The 19201-nt window shown below is 63.8% G+C and carries 19 protein-coding genes; 8 read left to right on the forward strand and 11 right to left on the reverse strand.

Annotated elements, in window-relative coordinates; translation table 11 throughout:
• Positions 1 to 41: 41 nt before the first annotated feature.
• The 9 genes from choX to lgt form a co-directional block, all read right to left on the reverse strand.
• A complete protein-coding gene (choX, locus tag MF134_RS08485) occupies positions 42 to 977 on the reverse strand; it encodes a choline ABC transporter substrate-binding protein (RefSeq protein ID WP_255339009.1) in 936 nt (311 codons plus the stop codon).
• Positions 978 to 1120: 143 nt separating this feature from the next.
• Positions 1121 to 1654 (reverse strand): hypothetical protein, encoded by a 534-nt coding sequence (locus tag MF134_RS08490; RefSeq protein WP_255339010.1) that lies wholly within the window; start codon positions 1652 to 1654, stop codon positions 1121 to 1123.
• 215 nt (positions 1655 to 1869) lie between these two features.
• Positions 1870 to 3123, reverse strand: coding sequence for an autotransporter outer membrane beta-barrel domain-containing protein (locus MF134_RS08495; RefSeq protein WP_255339011.1), 1254 nt, complete (start codon positions 3121 to 3123; stop codon positions 1870 to 1872).
• A 123-nt stretch (positions 3124 to 3246) separates the two neighbouring features.
• On the reverse strand, positions 3247 to 4179 hold the full coding sequence (locus MF134_RS08500) for a ribose-phosphate pyrophosphokinase (protein WP_255339012.1): 933 nt from the start codon (positions 4177 to 4179) through the stop codon (positions 3247 to 3249).
• A gap of 322 nt (positions 4180 to 4501) precedes the next feature.
• Entirely contained in the window at positions 4502 to 5416 is a 915-nt protein-coding gene (locus MF134_RS08505) for a hypothetical protein (RefSeq protein WP_255339013.1), read from the reverse strand.
• A gap of 114 nt (positions 5417 to 5530) precedes the next feature.
• Positions 5531 to 6682, reverse strand: a complete 1152-nt coding sequence (locus MF134_RS08510) for a M24 family metallopeptidase (RefSeq protein ID WP_255339014.1) — start codon at positions 6680 to 6682, stop codon at positions 5531 to 5533.
• A gap of 6 nt (positions 6683 to 6688) precedes the next feature.
• Entirely contained in the window at positions 6689 to 7492 is an 804-nt protein-coding gene (gene pgeF, locus MF134_RS08515) for a peptidoglycan editing factor PgeF (protein WP_255339015.1), read from the reverse strand.
• A gap of 33 nt (positions 7493 to 7525) precedes the next feature.
• Complete coding sequence (locus MF134_RS08520) at positions 7526 to 8629, reverse strand: class I SAM-dependent methyltransferase (RefSeq protein ID WP_255339016.1); 1104 nt, start codon at positions 8627 to 8629, stop codon at positions 7526 to 7528.
• Positions 8626 to 9510 (reverse strand): prolipoprotein diacylglyceryl transferase, encoded by an 885-nt coding sequence (gene lgt, locus MF134_RS08525; protein ID WP_255339017.1) that lies wholly within the window; start codon positions 9508 to 9510, stop codon positions 8626 to 8628. The genes MF134_RS08520 and lgt overlap by 4 nt, the downstream gene beginning before the upstream one ends.
• A 202-nt stretch (positions 9511 to 9712) precedes the next feature.
• Between lgt and MF134_RS08530 the strand changes: the two genes are divergently transcribed.
• From MF134_RS08530 to MF134_RS08560, 7 genes are all read left to right on the forward strand, one after another.
• Positions 9713 to 9985, forward strand: coding sequence for an accessory factor UbiK family protein (locus MF134_RS08530; protein ID WP_255339018.1), 273 nt, complete (start codon positions 9713 to 9715; stop codon positions 9983 to 9985).
• A 282-nt stretch (positions 9986 to 10267) separates the two neighbouring features.
• Complete coding sequence (locus MF134_RS08535) at positions 10268 to 10768, forward strand: type III secretion system chaperone family protein (RefSeq protein ID WP_255339019.1); 501 nt, start codon at positions 10268 to 10270, stop codon at positions 10766 to 10768.
• Between the two features lie 2 nt (positions 10769 to 10770).
• Positions 10771 to 11577: a pyrroline-5-carboxylate reductase gene (gene proC, locus MF134_RS08540; RefSeq protein ID WP_255339020.1), complete on the forward strand. Its 807-nt coding sequence runs from the start codon at positions 10771 to 10773 to the stop codon at positions 11575 to 11577.
• Positions 11578 to 11608: 31 nt separating this feature from the next.
• Positions 11609 to 11968, forward strand: a complete 360-nt coding sequence (locus MF134_RS08545; RefSeq protein ID WP_255339021.1) for a tRNA-binding protein — start codon at positions 11609 to 11611, stop codon at positions 11966 to 11968.
• 300 nt (positions 11969 to 12268) lie between these two features.
• Positions 12269 to 12904 carry a phage tail protein gene (locus MF134_RS08550; RefSeq protein ID WP_255339022.1) on the forward strand — a complete coding sequence of 212 codons (636 nt, stop codon included), beginning with the start codon at positions 12269 to 12271 and terminating at the stop codon, positions 12902 to 12904.
• A 266-nt stretch (positions 12905 to 13170) separates the two neighbouring features.
• A complete protein-coding gene (locus MF134_RS08555; RefSeq protein ID WP_255339023.1) occupies positions 13171 to 13842 on the forward strand; it encodes an invasion associated locus B family protein in 672 nt (223 codons plus the stop codon).
• A gap of 366 nt (positions 13843 to 14208) precedes the next feature.
• The gene (locus MF134_RS08560; RefSeq protein ID WP_255339024.1) at positions 14209 to 16398 is read left to right on the forward strand and encodes a methyl-accepting chemotaxis protein; all 2190 of its coding nucleotides are present in this window, start codon (positions 14209 to 14211) and stop codon (positions 16396 to 16398) included.
• A 134-nt stretch (positions 16399 to 16532) separates the two neighbouring features.
• Here MF134_RS08560 and hspQ read toward each other — a convergent pair whose 3' ends face one another.
• Positions 16533 to 16856, reverse strand: a complete 324-nt coding sequence (hspQ, locus tag MF134_RS08565) for a heat shock protein HspQ (RefSeq protein ID WP_255339025.1) — start codon at positions 16854 to 16856, stop codon at positions 16533 to 16535.
• A gap of 115 nt (positions 16857 to 16971) precedes the next feature.
• On the opposite strand from hspQ, the gene MF134_RS08570 reads away from it, so the two are divergent.
• Positions 16972 to 17934, forward strand: a complete 963-nt coding sequence (locus tag MF134_RS08570) for an AEC family transporter (protein WP_255339026.1) — start codon at positions 16972 to 16974, stop codon at positions 17932 to 17934.
• On the opposite strand, the gene MF134_RS08575 is transcribed toward MF134_RS08570, so the two are convergent.
• Entirely contained in the window at positions 17881 to 19107 is a 1227-nt protein-coding gene (locus MF134_RS08575; protein WP_255339027.1) for a UbiH/UbiF family hydroxylase, read from the reverse strand. The two genes, MF134_RS08570 and MF134_RS08575, sit on opposite strands and share 54 nt — an antisense overlap.
• Between the last annotated feature and the right edge of the window lie 94 nt (positions 19108 to 19201).

Genomic DNA, 19201 nt, shown 5'->3' on the forward strand with positions numbered 1-19201 from the left:
CGAGAGGCCGGGGAGTATCGTCCTGTCTTGGGATGTCGACCTTAGAGGCCGAGTTCTTCCTTCACCGCCGGAAGGCCGGGCTCGCCGCTGACCGTGGTCACGCCTTCGAGCCAGCTCTCCCACTCGCCCGGATTGTTCTTGAGCCAGGCTTCGGTGGCGTCCGCGGGATCCTCGCCCTCGTCGAGGATCTGGCCCATGATGGAGTTCTCCATCGGCAGCGAGAACTTGATGTTCTCGAGCAGCTTCGCGACATTCGGGCATTCTTCGGCGTAGCCTTGGCGGGTCACCGTCTGGACGATTCCTTCGCCGCCGAAGAAGTCTTCGCCGCCGGGAAGATACTTCAGATCGTAATTGGCGTTCATCGGGTGCGGCTCCCATCCGAGGAAGACGATCGGCTCCTCCTTCTTGTAGGCGCGGCCCACCATGGCCAGCATGCCCTGCTCGGAGCTCTCGATGACCTCGAATCCTTCGAGGTCGTGTTTGTTCTCCTCGGTCAGCGAGACGAGGTAGCCATTGCCCTCATTGCCGGGCTCGATGCCGTAGATCTTGCCATCGAGTTCGTCGCGGAACTTGGCGATGTCGGCATAGGACTTCAGACCCGCCTCATAGGCGTAGGTCGGCGTGGCGAGGGTGTATTTGGTGCCGGTCAGATTGGTGCCGATCACCTCGATCTCGCCCGAGTCCAGATAGGGCTGGATCGCGCCCTTCTGAGCCGGCATCCAGTTGCCGAGGAAGACGTCGACATCGTCGCTTTCCAGCGAGGCGAAGGTCACCGGAACCGAGAGGATCTTCACGTCGACGTCGTAACCGAGCCCTTCGAGAATGTGCTTGGTCGTCGCCGTCGTGGTGGTGATATCGGTCCAGCCAACATCGGACATGCTGACGGTCGAGCAGCTTTCGGCGTCCTGGGCGGCGGCCGGAAAAGCCAGCAGCGTCGCTCCCAGGGCAGCGCCTAGAATCGTGGAATTCCGTGTCATGAATGTCTCCTGTGGTGTGTGGCAGGTGGCGGTCCGAAGCCGCCCCCATGAGGTTGCCCTTGCCCGGGGCGATTATCACCCGACGATCTGACGCAGCGCAACGGGCGGCGTGGTCATTTCGGCAGATATGTCATCTTTTCGGATCAACCCCTCTCTTCGGCCGGCGGCGCTTTCCAACCGCGGGGCAAATCCTGGTTGCGGTGGTAGCCCGGACCGACGGTCAGGGGTTTGGGCGGCACGACGCGATCTGAAATTTGCGACGCGACGGTGAAATCCCCTTCGAAGAGCACCGCTTTGTCCCCGTTTTGAACGAGGCGGACCGAGACACGATAGGGCCGTTTCGCCTCGATGCCTCTCAGCGGCGGCGAACGAAGAGCGTAGCGCTTGCTCCGCGGGGTCAGCTTCGCCCTGACGCGATGCGGAGGTCCACCGGCTGGATCCTCGAATTCGGCTTCGATGACCGAGTAGTTCCTGACCGGTTTCTGAACGACGGCGGTGAAGCCGTAATAGGCGTCGGAAACCCGGTAGTTGAAGACAAAGCCGGCTCCGGCGATCTTCAGATAGGGTTTTTCACCAACGTCTTCGCGAAACATCAGGCCGATGACGAACAGGATGACCGCAAGACCGGTCAGGCCTACGGCCACATGCCGAAACGTCATCGCGCGAAGTGGTTTCAACAGGCCCTGAAGCCTCACGAATCCTGTGCCGGGGCGGGTGGTGACAACGCGGTGTCGTCATGCGCCAAGGCTTTGGTTTTGGGGCAAAACGGCGGAAAGCGTTCGCCTCTTCCGCCAGCATGCGTGGACTGCTGGAACATTGCACAAGCGGAAAACGAGGGCAAGTGCCATGATTTCGAGCGTTTGCCCGCTCCCGGGAGATCGGTTTTGGAACCTCAGAAGCGCCAGGTCGAGGACATGCGCACGGTCTCCGGCCGCCCTTCGGCCAGGGGCCTCGTCTCGTAGTTCATGTTGAGGGAGAGTTCTTCGAACAATTGGACCGAGGTCCCCGCATTGAGCTTGAGAGTTTCGCCTGCCGTCGTGACCGGAGCGAGCGTTTCGCCGATTTCACGCGCGGCGTCCGCGACTTTCGTGCGGGCCCGATGGTAGAGCGTATAGCCGAGCCTGATCCCCGCCTTCGGCGTGACCGTGATCCAGTCCGGCAGCCTGCGGATCGGCAATTCCGCTTCGAGGCCCATGGAGCTGCCGAAGGAGGCCTTGCTCTGCGGCCCGACTGAATAGCTGAAATTGCCGATACCCTGGCGGGTGGGATCGAGGCGTACCATCTTCGCGCTCGTCTCGAGGTAGGGGCGCAGTCTGAGATCGCCGATCTCCTGCTTGGTGCCGATGGCGATTTCGGCGAATGCGCCGAGCCCGCTGCGTTCGACCGCGAGCGGGATCTTGCCCGATTCAGCGGTGCGATCGTCGGACAATCTGAGACCCGAAACACCGATGGCGGCTTCGGCGAACCGCGCCTCGTCGGGATGAAAGGATGCGTAGACAGCAAGGGAGCCGAGCGCCGCTTCGGCCCGGTTTTCGCCTTCATCCGCCGTGGTCGTACCGTTGGAGGCACCGAATGCCATGCCGAGGGCGAGATCGGCGGAGTGCCGGATATCGAAGCCGAAGCTGAGATTGGTGTCGATGCGCTCGAAGCCGAGTCCCGTGGGTGCGAAATCCTCACGGGCGAAGTTGACCGAACCGCCCGTCCAGGCCCGAGCCGCGTTGGGGCATCGGCCGGTCACGCGGCGCGAAGTCAGCGTCTTGCGGCGGGTGATCGCCCGCTTGTCCCGGCTTTCGACGAAAACGTCCCAGTCGTCTGAGCCGCGCTGCTCCTGACCGATGGCGAGGCGCAAAGACAGAGGTTCGCAGGCATCGGCCCTCAGTCCTTTCAGATGGGTTCGGACATTGGCGCTTTGGCCTGTTGTCAGCCGCAGGGCGAGAGCGTTCTGACGATCGACCGAGGCGAGGGCGGCTGCTCTGACGACACGATCCAGATTGCCGGCCTTCGCGAATGTCAGCGTCGAGACGCTGGCGACGACGATGAGAAAGCCGAAGCCGCGACCGGGGAACGACGAGCGGCGGTGCCACCGGGTTGTGCCGGCGGGTCGCTTGGTCTCGCCTGGATCAGGCCGCCTCTCGTGATCCGTCATGGTCCATTTGCCTTCGCGCGGTTGCGAAACTCATGGACCGACAAAGCCATTCTTATGGTTAATGAAAAGTTAAATCATTGGTTTTGTTTGTGAAAAAGGCAAAGAGAGAGACCGGAGCGGATCTCAGTCGAACAGGCTCGAGACCGATTCCTCGGAGGCCGTGCGGGCGATCGCCTCGCCCAGAAGATTTGCGGTGGTAACGACGCGAATGTTCTCGGCGTCCTCGATCGCGCGGGTCGGCTGGATGGAGTCGGTGATCACCAGTTCGTTGAGGCTCGAAGCGGTGATGCGCGAAACGGCGCCGCCGGAGAGGACGCCATGGGTGATATAGGCCGAGACGCTCAGGGCTCCGGCTTTCATCAGCGCATCGGCGGCGTTGCAGAGCGTGCCGCCCGAATCGATGATGTCGTCGATCAGGATGCAGTTGCGGCCGGTGACGTCGCCGATGATGTTCATCACTTCGGATTCGCCGGGACGGTCGCGGCGTTTGTCGACGATGGCGAGCGGTGCATCCAGTCGCTTGGCGAGCGCGCGGGCACGAACGACACCGCCGACGTCCGGGGAAACCACCATCAGGTGTTCGAGATCCTGATGTTCCTTGATGTCGCGGGCAAGAAGCGGCACGGCGAACAGATTGTCGGTCGGGATATCGAAGAAACCCTGAATCTGGCCGGCGTGAAGGTCGAGTGTCATCACACGGTCGGCGCCCGCTTCGGTGATGAGATTGGCGACCAGCTTGGCCGAAATCGGCGTGCGACCGCCGGCTTTGCGGTCCTGCCGGGCATAGCCGAAATAGGGAAGCACCGCCGTGATGCGGCGGGCGGACGCGCGCCGCATCGCATCGATGATGATCAGCAGTTCCATCAGATGATCATTGGCGGGGTAGGAGGTCGACTGCACGATGAAGACGTCCTCGCCGCGCACATTCTCCTTGATCTCGACGAAGATCTCCTGATCGGCGAAGCGCCGGACCATCGCTTCGCCGAGCGGCAGGTCCAGATATTGACCGATGGACTCGGCCAGGCTCCGGTTGGAGTTGCCGCTGAAGAGCTTCATGGCCTTTTTCCCGTGGGAATGGGAGAGATGATTGGTGCGCAAACCGCGATTCCTTCCGCGCGTCGTTGCAGGCAATGAGGATTCGAAACGCAACAAACACTCGTACCCCTGGACCGGACGGGCGAACTCGCAATGCCGAACGACCGGCATTCGAGAACGGTCCGTGATCGGTCAGCCGTCACTTCTCGTTCTGACCGCTGTCGGCAGGGCCGAGCCCGGCGATGAGAACCGGGGGACCCTCTAGCAGCCTTCTTCAAAACTTCAAGCCGAGTCTTGTGCAGCGCAGGAGAAAGGCAAGTGCGGCCATCCCCCTGCGGTTGCATCAGCTTTGTGCCGGCAGCGTGGAGGCCTCGCGCATCGTCTCCTGGGCGACCCGGCGAAGAACGTCGAGGTCCACTTTCGCCCACGGATCAGCATCGGTTCCGGCGATCGTTTCCTGGCCCTGAATGCGCCGCACCCGGCGATTTTCCGGATCGATGACATCCCAGACATAGACGAGCTTGGTCGCTCCGCTATCGGGGAAGGCGGAGAAGTACCCCTTCAGCCGAACCGGAGCGACGGGCCCATTGGCCGGACGGATCTCGAGCCCGGTCGCTTGCGCCTCCTCGGAGAGCGCCCGGGCGAGCCATTCGGCGTTCTGCTCCGGCGCGCCGACGACGGGCAGGAACTGGACTTCGCGGACCGTGTTCTGGGCGACGGCCGGGCTCGCCGGCGGTGCGGCCTGGGCTGGGCTCGGAGTTGCCGCCGCGAGCTGGGGCTCGGCTTGCGGCTCGGGCTGCGGTTCGTTGGTCTCGACGGCCGCGATGGCGGGAGAGGGTTCGCGCGATGCCACTGCGGCGGTCTCCGCCGGCTGAGGCGCCGGCGGCGGGGACATGCCGGCGGGCGCCGGGCCGACCGTCCAGACGGCCTTCGGCTGACTGGACGCAGCGGCCACCTGGACCGGCTGCGGTGAAGTGGCCGCGGTAGCGGGCTGAGGCTCCGAAGCGGGCGCGAGCGGTGCCGAGGCGACCTTCTCGACCGGGCTGCTTGCGACGGGGCTTGCGTTGACCGGGGCTGGTTCGAATGCGTTGGAAACCGTTTGGGGCGCGCCGTAGGATGAGGCCATGCCGATTTCCGCCGGGGGCACGGGTCCGTTCGGCCCCATGGCGATCGACATGTCGGAACTCGTGCATCCCGACAGCGCAGCGCCGAGCCCCGCCGCCAGCGCCGGCGCGCAATGGAGGATTTTCGTTGCCACGGGCGATCTCCCCTCGGACATCATTCGGCATTGCAGAACATGCGGTGATGTTGGGGGCTCGGTCGCAAAAAAACGTTAAAATCGCCGAAATCGGGGAGAGAATCGACTCGGCCGTCAGTCGACGACCGGCAGATCAAGCGGCAAGCGAGACAGGGGTTCCGGCTCGGTCTCGGTCGTCAGATAGGTGCGGCCCAGCGTCATCGCGGTTCCGGTTTCCGAATCCATGATGATCATATGGGCGAACAGCGTCATGTTCGGCTTGATGACGGCCGGATTGCCCGCGTGGAACATGGGCGGGTCCATCCAGGACGGCGCGTAGCGGGCTCCGAGCGAGTAGCCGCAGGCGCTGAGACGATGGCGGATGAGCTCGTGCGTCTCCATGACGCCGGCATGGGCGTCGAAAACGTCGCCGAAGGTATGGTCGGGTCGCATGACCGCTTCCACGGCTGCCAGCGCCTCGCGTGCGGCGTCGTAGAGCTGAAGATGCCGATCCGTCGGTTTGCCGAGGATGACGGTGCGCATCAGCGCCGCGTGGTACTGGGCCTTGACGCCGGCCCATTCCAGGGTGAGCTGATCCTCCGCCTGCAGTTTGCGCCGACCGGACTTGTAGCGACACAGAAGCGCGTCCTCTCCGGAGCCCACGATGAAGGGATTGGCCGGATAGTCGCCGCCGCGCTTCAAGACGTGGCCCTGCATCGCGGCCAGGATGTCGGCCTCGTCAGCGCCCGGCTTGATGAGGGGAGCGGCCGCCTCGAAAGCCTCGTCGCCAAGCGCCGCCGCCTCACGGACATAGGCGATCTCGGCCGGGCTCTTTTCGGCACGCAAGAGCGGGATAAGATCGGACGCGTCCTTCAGGGATGCGAAGGAGCCGAGACGTTCCTCCACCTGCCGGCCCGCCTGTCCGGTCAGACCGTGAGTCAGCCACTCGACGCCGATGCGGCAGCCGAGAAGGTCCATGTCGTCGAGCATGTCGCGCAGTTCGATCACCGGATCGGCCGCACCGCGATCGCGCCAGATGACGATGGTCTGCAGGATCGAGGTGTGGCGCGCCTGGCGCAGATCGGCCGAGCGGGTCAGAAGCCGCATCTCGCCGTCGGATTTCAGCACCAGGCACTGGAAGAAGCAGAAGCCGAAGGAATCGTAGCCCGTCAGCCAGTACATGGATTCCTGGGAGAACAGCATCATGGCGTCGAGCTTGCGCTCGGCCATCTGCGCCTGGACGCGCTCGCGACGCGCCTCGAATTCCGCGCGGTCGAAATGCAACATCGTCGATTAGTCCCGCAATGCGATCGCCGCGAGCTGACGTCCATAGTCGGGCTCGCCGCGATGGGTGGTACGGCGGAAGGAATAGAACGTCTCGGCCTCGCCATAGGTGCAACGCCCGACGAAGGATGCCGAAACGCCGGCCTCTTCGAGCACCGAGACGATGAAACCGGGAAGATCGAACTGCCGCTTGTCCGGTCTTTCCCCGGGCGCGAAGAAGCGCTCTCGTTCCGGGTCGCCCTCGACGAAGGCCGTCATCATGTCAAGGCCGACCTCGTAGTTCGGCTGGGTGATGCTCGGACCGAGGACGGCCGAGATGGACGACCGCTCGGCACCGATCCCCACCATGGCGTCGATCGTGGCCTGCAGCACGCCGCCGAGTGCGCCGCGCCAGCCGGCATGAGCCGCTCCGACGACGCCGTTTGCCCTGTCGGCGAAGAGGACGGGGCCGCAGTCGGCCGTGACGACGCCAATAGCAAGGCCCGGGGTGCAGGAAACGATGCCGTCGACCTTCGGGCGCTCGCCGCTGAACGGCGCATCGACCACGATCGCTTCGGCGGAATGGATCTGCCAGGGCGTCGCCAGTCTATCCGCCGGCAGGCCGAGCGTCGCCAGTGCCCGAGCCCTGTTCTCCGTGACGCGGTCGGGATCGTCCCTGGACCCGACGCCGACGTTGAGGCCGGCGTAAAGACCTTCGGAGACGCCGCCGCGGCGGGAGAAGAACGCGTGGGAGATCCGCTCGTGCGACAGTTCAGCCGCGCGGATCACCTCGTCATCGCTCAGCGCTCTTGCGCGGGTCGTGCTGTCAGCCATGGGCGCGGATGGTGGTGGAGGTGTCGGGGGAAGTCAATCTGGCACCGCAGCATCGAAGGGCGGTAGCGGCAAGGGTCTCGTGGCGACGGCCAATGCCTTGAAAAGGCTGCCCATCTGGCCTTGGCCATTGCCGGCGAGGCGGGCAACGGCCTGTTCGATCACCTGGCGGGCGGCGGTGTCTTCCGACGCGCCCAATTGTCCGGCCCGCTCCAGGAGGCCAAGCGCCAGCAGGACGTCTCCCTGTTCCTTCACCGGCGAGACGGCGAGGCCGGCGGCGGCGAAGTGTGCGCCGAGCCGCTGAAAGTCGACATGGCTGGTCAGATCGGCTTCGCCCGGCCTGTCCAGCGGATCGGCAAAGGCGTGGGCCTTCACCGCCTGGAGCGTATCGCCATAGCCGGTTGCGGCGTGGCCGTAGTCGAAGAACAGCCCGGCTCCCCCCTCGCTTGCCAGGCGCGCGGCGATCCGGCTGGCAAGCCGGTCGCGCTCGGGCGAGATCTCGAGGACGGCCCCAGCCATGGGCGGGGACAGCCTGCTCGCGGCTGCCTGCGCTTGCGGGGTCTGCGGTCCCAGCACGAATTCGAGCGCGCTCCTCTCCGAAAGACCCACAAGCCGCTCGCGAAAGGCTTCGCCGTCAAAGACGATCTGCCTGATCGCAAGCGCGTCGAACAATTCGTTGGCGACGACGATGGTGGGCCCGGGCTCGATCTCCTCGAAACGACGGCAGCGCCGGATCGGCAGATCGAACCGCTCCAATGTCACTGCCTGGATCGCGGCGAGGGATTCGCTCGTCTCCACCAGCCGGATCGACGCGGCGGCCAGGCAGTCGGGCGCGACGCCGCGCAGGGTGCGCAGCATGTCGGCCATCAACGTCCCGCGGCCCGGCCCGAGTTCGACGAGGCGAAAGGGTCGGGGACGCCCGATTGCAGCCCAGGTCGCCGCGACCCACGCGCCGATCAGTTCGCCGAACATCTGGCTGACTTCGGGCGCGGTGACGAAATCGCCGGCCCGGCCGAGCGGATTTTTCGTCGTGTAGTAGCCGGCGCCGCGATCGTAGAGCGCAATGTTCCAGTACCGATCGATGCCGATCGGTCCGTCGCGGCGGATGATCTCGGCGATCTGTCGGGCGAGCGGGTTCACGAGCGGGCGGAATCCGCTTCGGCTCGCGCCGCGCCGTCCCCGCGAGGCGCATATGTCACTGGCTTGGCCGTGGTCATTGCCCAGACGCCGACGAGAAGCATCGGCACCGAAAGGACCATGCCCATGGTCAGCCAGCCGCCATAGAGATAGCCGAGCTGGACGTCCGGCATGCGGAAGAACTCGACGAAGATGCGTGCGCAGCCATAGCCGAAGATGAACAGGCCGGCGACGAAACGCGGTTTGCGGAACATCTTGAAGTGATGGGTCGCGATGCGAAGGATGATCCATAGGAGGATGCCTTCAAGAGCGGCTTCGTAGAGCTGGCTCGGATGGCGGGGAAGGGGACCCGCACCGGGGAAGACCATGGCCCAGGCCACGGTCGACGGTGCGCCCCAGAGTTCGCCATTGATGAAATTGGCGATGCGGCCGAAAAACAGGCCGAAGGGAACCGAGGCGGCGACGATGTCGATCAGGCTCCAGAACGGCACCTTGCGCTGCCAGCAGAACAACAACAGCGCGAGGGTGACGCCGATCAGCCCGCCGTGAAACGCCATGCCGCCCTCCCAGACCCGGAAGACGGCCAGAGGATCGGCGGCATAGCGTTCGAAATCGTAGAAGAAGACCGATCCCAAGCGCCCGCCGATCACGATGCCGAGGGTGAGATAGAGGATCATGTCGTCGATGTCGGTCTTGGTGAAGGGCGAGACGCCGTTCGGCCAGAGCCGGCCATTGCCGGCGAGATAGCGCCCGTAGAGCCATCCGCAGAGAATGCCGGCCACATAGGCGAGACCGTACCATCTGAGCTGGATCGGTCCCAGATCGAGGAAGACCGGGTCGATCTGCGGGTAGGTCAGGACGCCGAAGGTCTGGAGGGTGAGCATGCGATCGCCTTTGTGGTCTCGCTCCGAAAGCGGCTCGTTGCCGCGGCCCTCCATAAGGCGAAGCCGCGACGGTTTGAAGGCCAATCCTCGGGCTGCGGTGAGAGACGCTGCTGCTGGCCTCGCAGCCTGGGCAGGGTGGCGCTATTGTCCTAGGCTTTCCCGCTCTCTACCTGCAGACCGACAAGTCAATCCGGAGACGACGATGCAGAACCGAGCCCCTAACCGCCTTCTCGACGAATTCGCCCGCGTGATGACCGACGCGGCCGGCACCGCCCAGGGCATGCGCCGTGAAGTCGAGACCCTCTTCCGCACTCAGGGCGAACGCTTCTTCAACCAGCTCGATCTCGTACAGCGCGAGGAATTCGAGGCCGTTCGGGAGATGGCGATGAAGGCGCGCATGGAGAACGAGGCGCTGAAGAAGCGCGTTGCCGATCTGGAAGCCAAGCACGCCGGCGACCAGGCGAACGACGGCTGACAGGGTTATCCACAGACCTTCAACAGCGCGTCACAGAGGGTCCGGCGATTCTGCGGAATCGGAAAGTCCTGAACACAGAATCGCTTAGCGCTGGCGAATCAATCGTCCGCTGCCTTGCGGACGGTTATCGACATGAAAAAATGGTTAACGCTCTTAGCGTGAAGACTCCCCGTCTGTATGCTGATTCATAAGGGTGATTCGCCGGCGGCGGCGGTCGGGTCACTCTGCGGGTGGCTATCGCGGCGGATGGCTGCCCGCCAACTGCCATACGGGGAAACAGCAATGAGACTCGAAAACCTTTCGGCCTTGCGCCAATCGCATCCTGTCGACACGATCGAATGGGTCGCAACCTCTCGCGAATGGGCGTTCGAGCGCTCCTGCGAGGACGAGATCGCAGTAGCGGTCCGCGGCATCTGGGCGGACTATTCGGTGTCCTTCTCATGGATCGACGAGATCGAGGCGCTTCACATCGGATGCGCCTTCGATCTCAAGGTGCCGGCACACCGCCATGCCGAGATCCAGACGCTGCTCGCGCGGATCAACGAGCGGATGGTGGTCGGCCATTTCGATCTGTGGAAGGGCGAAGGCGCGGTCATGTTCCGGCACGCGCTTCTCCTGTCGGGCGGGATCGACGCCACCAGCGAGCAAGCCGAGCGCATGCTCGTGGTCGCCCTCGAGAACTGCGAGCGCTATTTCCAGGCCTTTCAGTTCGTCATCTGGGCCGACAAATCGGCCGACGAGGCGCTCGAGGCGACACTGTTCGAAACGGTCGGAGAGGCCTGATCATGCTCGATGCCCGCATTCTCCTTCTCGGCGGCGGCAACATGGGTTGCGCGCTGCTTGGCGGCTGGCTGGATGCGGGGCTTCAGGCGTCGAACGTTCTGGTGGTCGATCCGGCGGTAGGCCCGGCCCTGAAGCCGCTTCTCGACAAGGGCGTTCAGCACAGCGACTCTGTTCCATCCGATCAGTTCGATATCGTACTCTTGGCGGTGAAGCCGCAGATGATGGAAGCAGCGGTTCCAAAGCTGAAAACCGCCATCGGCCTCGATACCCTCGCTATCTCGATCGCGGCCGGAACGACCGTCGCCGCGATCGAACGGCTTCTGGGGCGGCGGCCGGTGGTCCGGGCGATGCCCAATACGCCGGCGCTGATCGGCCGGGGCATTACCGGCGCCTTTGCCAATGAGCGCGTGACGGACGCAGGTCGAAAGACCGCGACCGCGCTTCTTGAGGCCAGCGGGCCGGTGGAGTGGGTGGACAGCGAGGCGATGATCGACGCTGTCACCGCCGTTTCTGGCAGTGGCCCCGCCTATGTGTTCCATCTTGCCGAGGCCATGGCCAAGGCCGGTGAGGCGGTCGGCCTTCCGGCGGATCTGGCCATGCGGCTCGCCCGGCACACGGTTGCCGGTGCCGGCGAACTGATGATCCGATCCGAGGATCCGCCCGCCACCTTGCGCAAGAACGTGACGTCCCCAAATGGAACGACCCAGGCCGCGCTCGACGTGCTGATGGGCGAGGGGCGTCTGGAAAAGCTGATGGAAGAGACGGTCCGGGCAGCTCGCGATCGCGCCGAGGAACTGTCGAAAGGCTGATTTGCCGAACGGCAAGAGGAAGGGGATACGCGTGGCTGCAGGCAAAGAGCGGGCGCCGGAGATCGGCTTTGACGACTTCATGAAGGTCGACATTCGCGTCGGCACCATCGTCGAGGCGGCGCCCTTTCCCGAGGCCCGCAAGCCGGCGATCAAGCTCATGGTCGATTTCGGGCCTGAGATTGGCGTCAGGAAGTCTTCGGCCCAGATCACGGTCCACTATAATCCGGAAGATCTTGTCGGCCGGCAGGTCGTGGCGGTGGTCAACTTCCCACCGCGCCAGATCGGGCCTATGCGCTCCGAAGTGCTGACGCTCGGCGTTCCCGACGAGGACGGCGAGGTCGTGCTGCTCGGCCCGGGTCACGCCGTGCCCAATGGCGGGCGGATGTTCTGATCGATTCATTGATGGGTGAGCACCGCCCTCGCGTCGAACGAGGCGATGCGCGCGGCAGGAGATGAAGTCAGCTCTGACTGCGCTGATTGTCGCTTCAACAGGCTGCGGCGATCTTCCGAATTCCCGTGCTTCAGTCGGGCCTTTTTCCTCACCACGGCCAACGCAATTGCTGTCGGGCTGCTGTTGCCGACGATTTATTTTGCCTCTGCCGCCAAATCTACTGGTTTCGAATCGCATTCCCTTGCGGTGTGGTTGCGTGCATAGTGTTGACGTTTGGTCAATTCGACTGGAGGAACGTCCATGCCCAAATCCATCGTCAGCCGGCTCGCAGCCCTGAGCGCCGGCGTCCTGTCCCTCTTGCCATTGCAAGTTCAGCCGGCCTCTGCTGGGCTCGAACCCTTCGTCGGCGAATTGATGCTGGTGCCCTACAACTTCTGCCCGCGTGGCTGGGCTGCGGCGAATGGACAACTCCTGGCAATATCCTCGAACAGCGCCCTCTTTTCACTCCTTGGAACCAATTATGGGGGTGACGGTCGCACGACATTCGGGCTGCCCAATCTTCAGGGCCGAGCACCGATCAGCGTGGGCACGGGAGCGGCGCTTCCAACCTACGTCCTGGGAGAGCTGGGTGGGCGAACCAGCTTTTCCCTGCAGCAACAGAATATGCCCGTTCACACCCATACCGCGACAGCGACGCTGAGCGGTACTGGGGATGCGGCTACGACGCCGGACCCGGCTGGTACGGTGTTGGCGACGCCAAGCCAGAACATCTATCGCGGCGGTCGGGGAGCGACTCCGAACACGCCACTGGCGGCCGGCTCGGTCACGGTCGACATTTCTCCGTCGGGCGGGAACATGCCGGTGGAATTCCGTTCGCCTTATCTCGCCATGCAGTGGTGCATCGCCCTCCAGGGTATTTTTCCTTCGCGGAGTTGAGCGGCCGCGCCAACCATGCTGACGGCGCGGCAGGGTCAAAACCTTCCGCGCCGCTTTGCGGTCATGAAGGTAGCGGAGATGCATCATCGCCGATGCCCGCGGCCTGTTCCCGGCAAGCCACTGGGATGCAATGGGTTTCCCCTGAGATGCGCTGATAGCCCACCAGGCGCCGGCGGGCCCTCAAACGGCCGCATTTGCGAAAGAGGTGCAGGACCGTTAAGGAAACCCCCGAACTTGCATCAAACGCCCCGAAAGGATGTCAGGCCGTGCCAGACCGGATGTTGAGCGCTTCTCCGTCGAAGCTTGCCGGCTTGCTCGTGGGAACAGCCACGCTGCTCGCCGGTGCCACCTTTGCCCACGCCCAGAATGCACCGAACGCGCAGGCCAACCAGCGCGCCATGCCCACCGAATGGTTCAAGGTCTGCACGGATCAGGGTGAGAACGAGATCTGCAATACTCAGTATTCGTTGATCGCCGAGACCCGGCAGCTGATCACCGCGATCAATCTCATCGATGTGAAGGGTAAGGTCAATCAGAAGGTTGTCCAGGCTGTCGTACCCACGGGTCGCGTGATTCCGGCCGGTGTGCAGATCAAGATCGACGGCGGCCAGCCGGTGACGCTGAATTATTCGGTCTGCTTCCCGAACCGCTGCATCGCCGAGGCGGAGCTGACCGACACCTTGGTGAACAGCATGAAGCGCGGCGGGCAGATGGTCGTCACGTCGATCAATTTCCAGCGTCAGCCCAACCCGATCCCGATCACGCTCTCGGGCTTCACCGATGCTTTCGAGGGTCCCCCGAAGGCCCAGCCGGAACTCGCCCAGCGCCAGCAGGAGCTGAACGAAGCCCTGCAGAAGCAGGCCGAAGAGCGTCGCAAGAAGTTCGAAGACGCCCAGAACGCGGCCAAGCAGAGCGCCGGCGACGCCGCCGCACAGTAGGCGCTTCTCGCCGCCTCCAAGTGGCATGACCAAGCCCCGCGGCTTCATCGGAAGCCGCGGGGCTTTTCTTTGGGCGGTCGGAATTTCTGTCGTTCCTTTGCTTCGACCTGCCGCCGCCCTTCGGCGTTGGCGGTTTCCACCATGAGAAGGCGCCGGTATTCCCTGTCCTTCTTCGCTGATGCTGACCGCATCGACCACGTTAAACTCTGATCGGCTCCGCCAACTCCTCAGCTTGCCATTTTCATTGGTGAAATCAATCCCTTACGGTTTTATATGCAACTTAAAGACGTTTAATCAAATCGTAGTAATCACAGATCACACAGGAGTCCTGTGAACTCCTTTTGCATCCAAGTGTGGGATCTGGACATGCGCCTCAAAGATGCTCCCGTCGGTCTGCGGCTGGCAGCGACCCTTCTCCTCCCCGTAGCACTTCTCGTGTTTGTGGCGCAGGCGGAGTTGCGCGCCTCCTGGACCCATTACCATCACATGTACGAGTTGCGTGACGCCACGCGTGAGATCGAGATCGTCGGAGATTTCATGCATGCGCTTCAGGTGGAACGTGGCACGACGGCCGGCTATCTCGGAAGTCGCGGCACCAGCATGGGCGAGGCCATGGGAACGGCCCGGCAGGCGTCCGACGAGACCCATGAGGCCTTCGAACATGCCGAGCATCTGATCGTCAAAGTCGGCGACCAGTATGCCGGCCCCCTCATGGAAAAGATCGATCCGATGACCCATGATGGGCTCGACAGCATGCGGGAGCGGATCGACGTGTTGGCGGTTGGTGGGTCGGAAGCTTTCGATTTCTACACCGACTTGATCGATGGCCTCGCAGGTCTCGCGATCTCGCTTCACCATGGCGTCGACGAGGTAGAACTCGCCGCGCCGCTTTCCGACTATGCGCTTTTATTGATGGCGAAGGAATTTGCCGGGCAGGAGCGAGGTCTGGGGGCTGGTGCAATCGGTGCCGGAGGGTTCACGCCGCGGAGCTATTTCCGCATGTCCGAGCTCGCCGGCAAGGAACAGGCGTTGATCGATCTCTACAAGCGCGGCGTTGGCGAAGAGTTGGCGCAGGCTGCCGATCAGCAGTTGGGGCCGATTTCTGCCGAGGTCACGACGCTTCGCGAATCGCTGCTGGGCAGGGGATTGGCGGCAGACCTGTCGGGCGTCGACCAGCAGGCGTGGTTTGGCGTAACCACCCAGCGCATCGAGATTCTGCGCGACCTGGGAAAGGAGACCATCGAGCAGATCGTCGCGAAAGCCGTTGCTATGGGTGAGGCAAGTTACGAGGAATTCCTCAAGCTTGCCGCGATCGTCGCCCTGGTCACGCTGGCGGTTCTGGCGATCACTTTCGTTCTGGCCCGAAGCATCACCGGTCCGTTGCTGGCCTTGACGGGCGCCATGAATGCCCTGCTCGAAGGCAAGACCGAAATGGCCGGGGTGGACGGATCGCGCAAGGACGAAATCGGCGAAATGGCCCGGGCGGTTCAAGGCTTCATCGTCCAGACCGAGGAGCGGGTGGTGCGAGAACGCGAGGAAGAGGCAGCGCGTGTTGCCGAACGTGAACGCGTACGCGCTGCAACCGAAGCTGATCGGGCCGAAACCCAGGCAGCCTCGATGCTGGCGGTTCAGGAACTCGGCACGGCGCTCGGTCATCTGGCGGAGGGCAATCTGGGCTACCGCATCGAAACCCGCTTCGCGACGATTTTCGAACCGCTGCGCACCGACTTCAACCGCTCCCTGTCGGCGCTCGAGGACGCCATCGCTGCCGTAGTGGACGTGTCATCGTCTCTTCGGGGCAATACCGACGAATTGCGGATGGCGGCGGACGATCTGTCACGCCGGACCGAGCAGCAGGCAGCTTCGCTCGAAGAGACCGCTGCGGCCTTGAGCGAGGTCTCCAATACCGTGACCGAGAGCTCGCGCCGGGCTGATGCGGCAGGCTCCATCATCCGTCAAACCGCGCTCCATACCCGCGATTCCAACGCGATCGTCGACAAGACCGTCGCAGCGATACACGCTATTTCCCAATCTTCGGATGAGATCACTCGCTTTGTCAGCGTGATCGACGAGATGGCCTTTCAGACGAACCTGCTTGCGCTGAATGCGGGGGTCGAGGCTGCCCGCGCCGGAGAGGCTGGAAAGGGCTTCGCGGTCGTCGCCAGTGAGGTGCGGGAACTGGCCCAGCGCTCGGCCGATGCCGCCAGGGAGATCAAGGAACTGATCGCTCGATCCGTCGGCGAAGTCGAGGAGGGTGTGGCCATGTCGGAAAAGACGAGCGAGGCGCTCAAGAGTATCCTCGAGCAGGTCGACGCCGTTCATGGGGATATGGATGCGATCGCGTCGGCCGCTCGCTCTCAATCCGTCGCACTGGGTGAGGTCAACCAGGCGATCGCGCAGATGGATATTGTCACTCAGCAGAATGCGGCGATGGTCGAGCAATCGACGGCTGCCACGAGCAGCCTTGCGGACCAGTCGCGGATACTGGGAGAGAAAATCTCCGGATTTGTGCTCTCCTCGGGGGGGCGCACCACAGCCTTGGCAAAAGCGGCCTGATAATTTCCGACTCGTTCCCCCCTCTGTCGTGCCCCCTTCAACCTGGGCGCGACAGAGGGGGGCGCCTGTGAACATGGGTCGAGTCGATCGGAAATGGTCCGCAGACCGTGCGGCAGGCCCTGCGGCCTGGGCGATCAGTTCCGGTGTTCGCTCTTCAGACGATAGATGCCGTCGACCGGCCCGTCGAAGATCTCGGGCACCTGCGGATGGCGGATCGGCGCGGCGCTATCATCCGGCAGGAGGTTCTGCTCGGAGACATAGGCGATGTATTCGGTCTCGGCGTTTTCCGCGAAGAGATGATAATAGGGCTGATCCTTGCGCGGCCGCACCTCTTCCGGGATCGACTGGTACCACTCCTCGGTATTGTCGAACTCGGGATCGACGTCGAAGATCACGCCGCGAAACGGGAACATTCGGTGGCGGACGATCTGTCCGATATGGAAGCGTGCTGTTTGCATTGCCGGCGGGACTCCCTTAACGCATTGCCATTACGCAATCTTCGATCCGGCGCGCAAGCGCGGGAAATCATCTCAGCCGTAAAGACATGACATCACGCATCCGGGGCTTTTCCCGATGATCGAGATCATCGGCCTGATTTCCCCCTTCTTCGCCTTGATCGCCCTCGGCTTTGGTGCCGGCCGCATCGCCAACCATCCGGTCAGCGGTCTCGCCTGGCTCAACGTCTTCATCATCTACATCGCGCTGCCGGCGCTGTTCTTCCAGCTTCTGTCGAAGACGCCGGTCGAAGAACTCGCGAGCGTCGGTTTCATCGTCGCGACGACGCTCGCCACCTTCGTCATCTTCGTCATCGGCTTTGCCATCGCCCTCGTGCGCCGAAGCGGCATTCCCGCCGCCCTGATTCAAGGCCTCGGCGGAGCCTATGGCAATATCGGCTATATGGGACCCGGCATCGCACTGGCGGCGTTCGGTCCCGCCGCAGGCGTTCCGGTCGCCCTGATCTTCTGCTTCGACAACACGCTGCATTTCATCATGGCACCGTTGATGATGGCCGTCGGCGGAGGAGGGCAGCTCTCGCTGGGGGCGATGGTGAAGCAGGTCCTGCTGCGCATTTTCACCCATCCGTTCATCATCGCGACGATCGTCGGCGTCGCCGCTGCGATCTTCGAGATCCACCCTACCGGTCCAATCGACAGTTTCCTCTCACTCCTCGCCAACGCGGCCGCCCCGTGCGCACTGTTTGCCATGGGGGTCACGCTGGCACTGAGGCCCTTGAAGCGTGTCCCGCCGGAACTCTTCACCATCGTCCCGATCAAGCTGGTCCTGCATCCGCTGATCGTCTGGCTGGCGCTGGGCGTCGCCGGAGATTTCGACCCGGTCTGGGTGAACAGCGCCATGCTGCTCGCGAGCCTCCCCACCGCGACCAACGTCTTCGTCATCGCGCAGCAATACGAGGTCTGGGTCGAACGGGCTTCGGCGACGGTGCTGGTCACGACGGTGATGTCCGTCGCGACGGTGACGCTGCTACTCTACATGATCGCGACCGGCGTGGTCCCCGCCAATCCATTTGCGAACTGAGCGCGGCAGGCCAGTCAGCCCGGCGCCGGGAACCAGGCCTTCGCGCATGGCGAACTGGCGGAGCGGCGGCACCAGGCTCATCGCCGTCAACCCGCCGCTTCGTGCCGCCTGAACGGGGAGGAAGTCCATGAGAAGCGAGCGGTTGAGCATGTCGACGCCCGCCGTCCGGCTGGAGATGTCGGACCGCCGGGCCGCTTCGTAGCGGCGCATTGTCACCCGCGAACCCGGGTCGTCGCGACTTTCGCCAACGAGCCGGATGAGGGCTTCAGCATCGCGCAGACCGAGATTGAGCCCCTGTGCCCCGATAGGCGGGAAGGCATGGCCCGCCTCGCCGACGAGCGCGAGCCGCCGGTCCGTCAGCCGCTCGACCTTTGCCCCGCCGAGCGGATAGCGGGCGATCGGCCCGTCGATCGTCACGTCGCCGAGGATCCAGTGCATCTTCTCGGCAATGGTCTGTCCCAGCTTTTCAGGCTTGAGGTCGATATAGAGTTCGGCAAGCTTCGGCTCTTCCACCCAGACGAGCGAGGACCGGCGGCCGGGCAGGGGCACCTGGGTGAACGGCCCGGTGCGGGTGTGAAACTCCGTCGAAACGGCGTTGTGGTCGATCGTATGGTCGAAATTCAGGACGATTGCCGTCTGCGGATAGCGCCACTCCCTCGCCTTGATCCCGGCCGCCTCGCGCATCGGCGAGCGGCGGCCGTCCGCCGCGACGACGAGATCCGCGCCGATCTCGGTGCCATCCTCCAGCGTGACGACGGCCCGGTCTTCTTCAAGCGTGAGGTCGGTGGCCTTCAACTCCCGGATCTCGAGACGGTCGGACCGCCCGGTGCACGCGCCGAGCGCTGCCGCAAGGTCGGCGTTGAGGGCGTTGATGCCGAAGGCCGTGAGGCCGATCTCGCTCGCCCGGAATTCCACGGTCGGCGCGCGGAATAGCCGGCCCGTGTCATCGACGATCCGCATGACGGCGAGTGGCGCCTGCCGGTCCTGAAGCGCCTCGATGATCCCGAGTTCGGCAAGGAAGGCGAGCGAGCGTCCGAGGATCGCCGAACTGCGCTTGTCTTCGGGGGCAGGGGGCGCCGCCAGAAGCGTATCGAAACCGGCTTCCGCAAAGCCGAGCGCCGTTGCCGTTCCCGCCAGTCCACCTCCGACGACGACGATTTGCCTGCGTTGCATCAACAGCATTCCCGAATTCGTGGGACAGCGCCCGGGTTTGGACCCAGCTCAGGCCCGTATGATCTTGGATTTCTCAGATACGCCCGCTACAGCC

The sequence above is a fragment of the Jiella marina genome, from assembly GCF_024359545.1.
Lineage (GTDB): Bacteria > Pseudomonadota > Alphaproteobacteria > Rhizobiales > Rhizobiaceae > Jiella.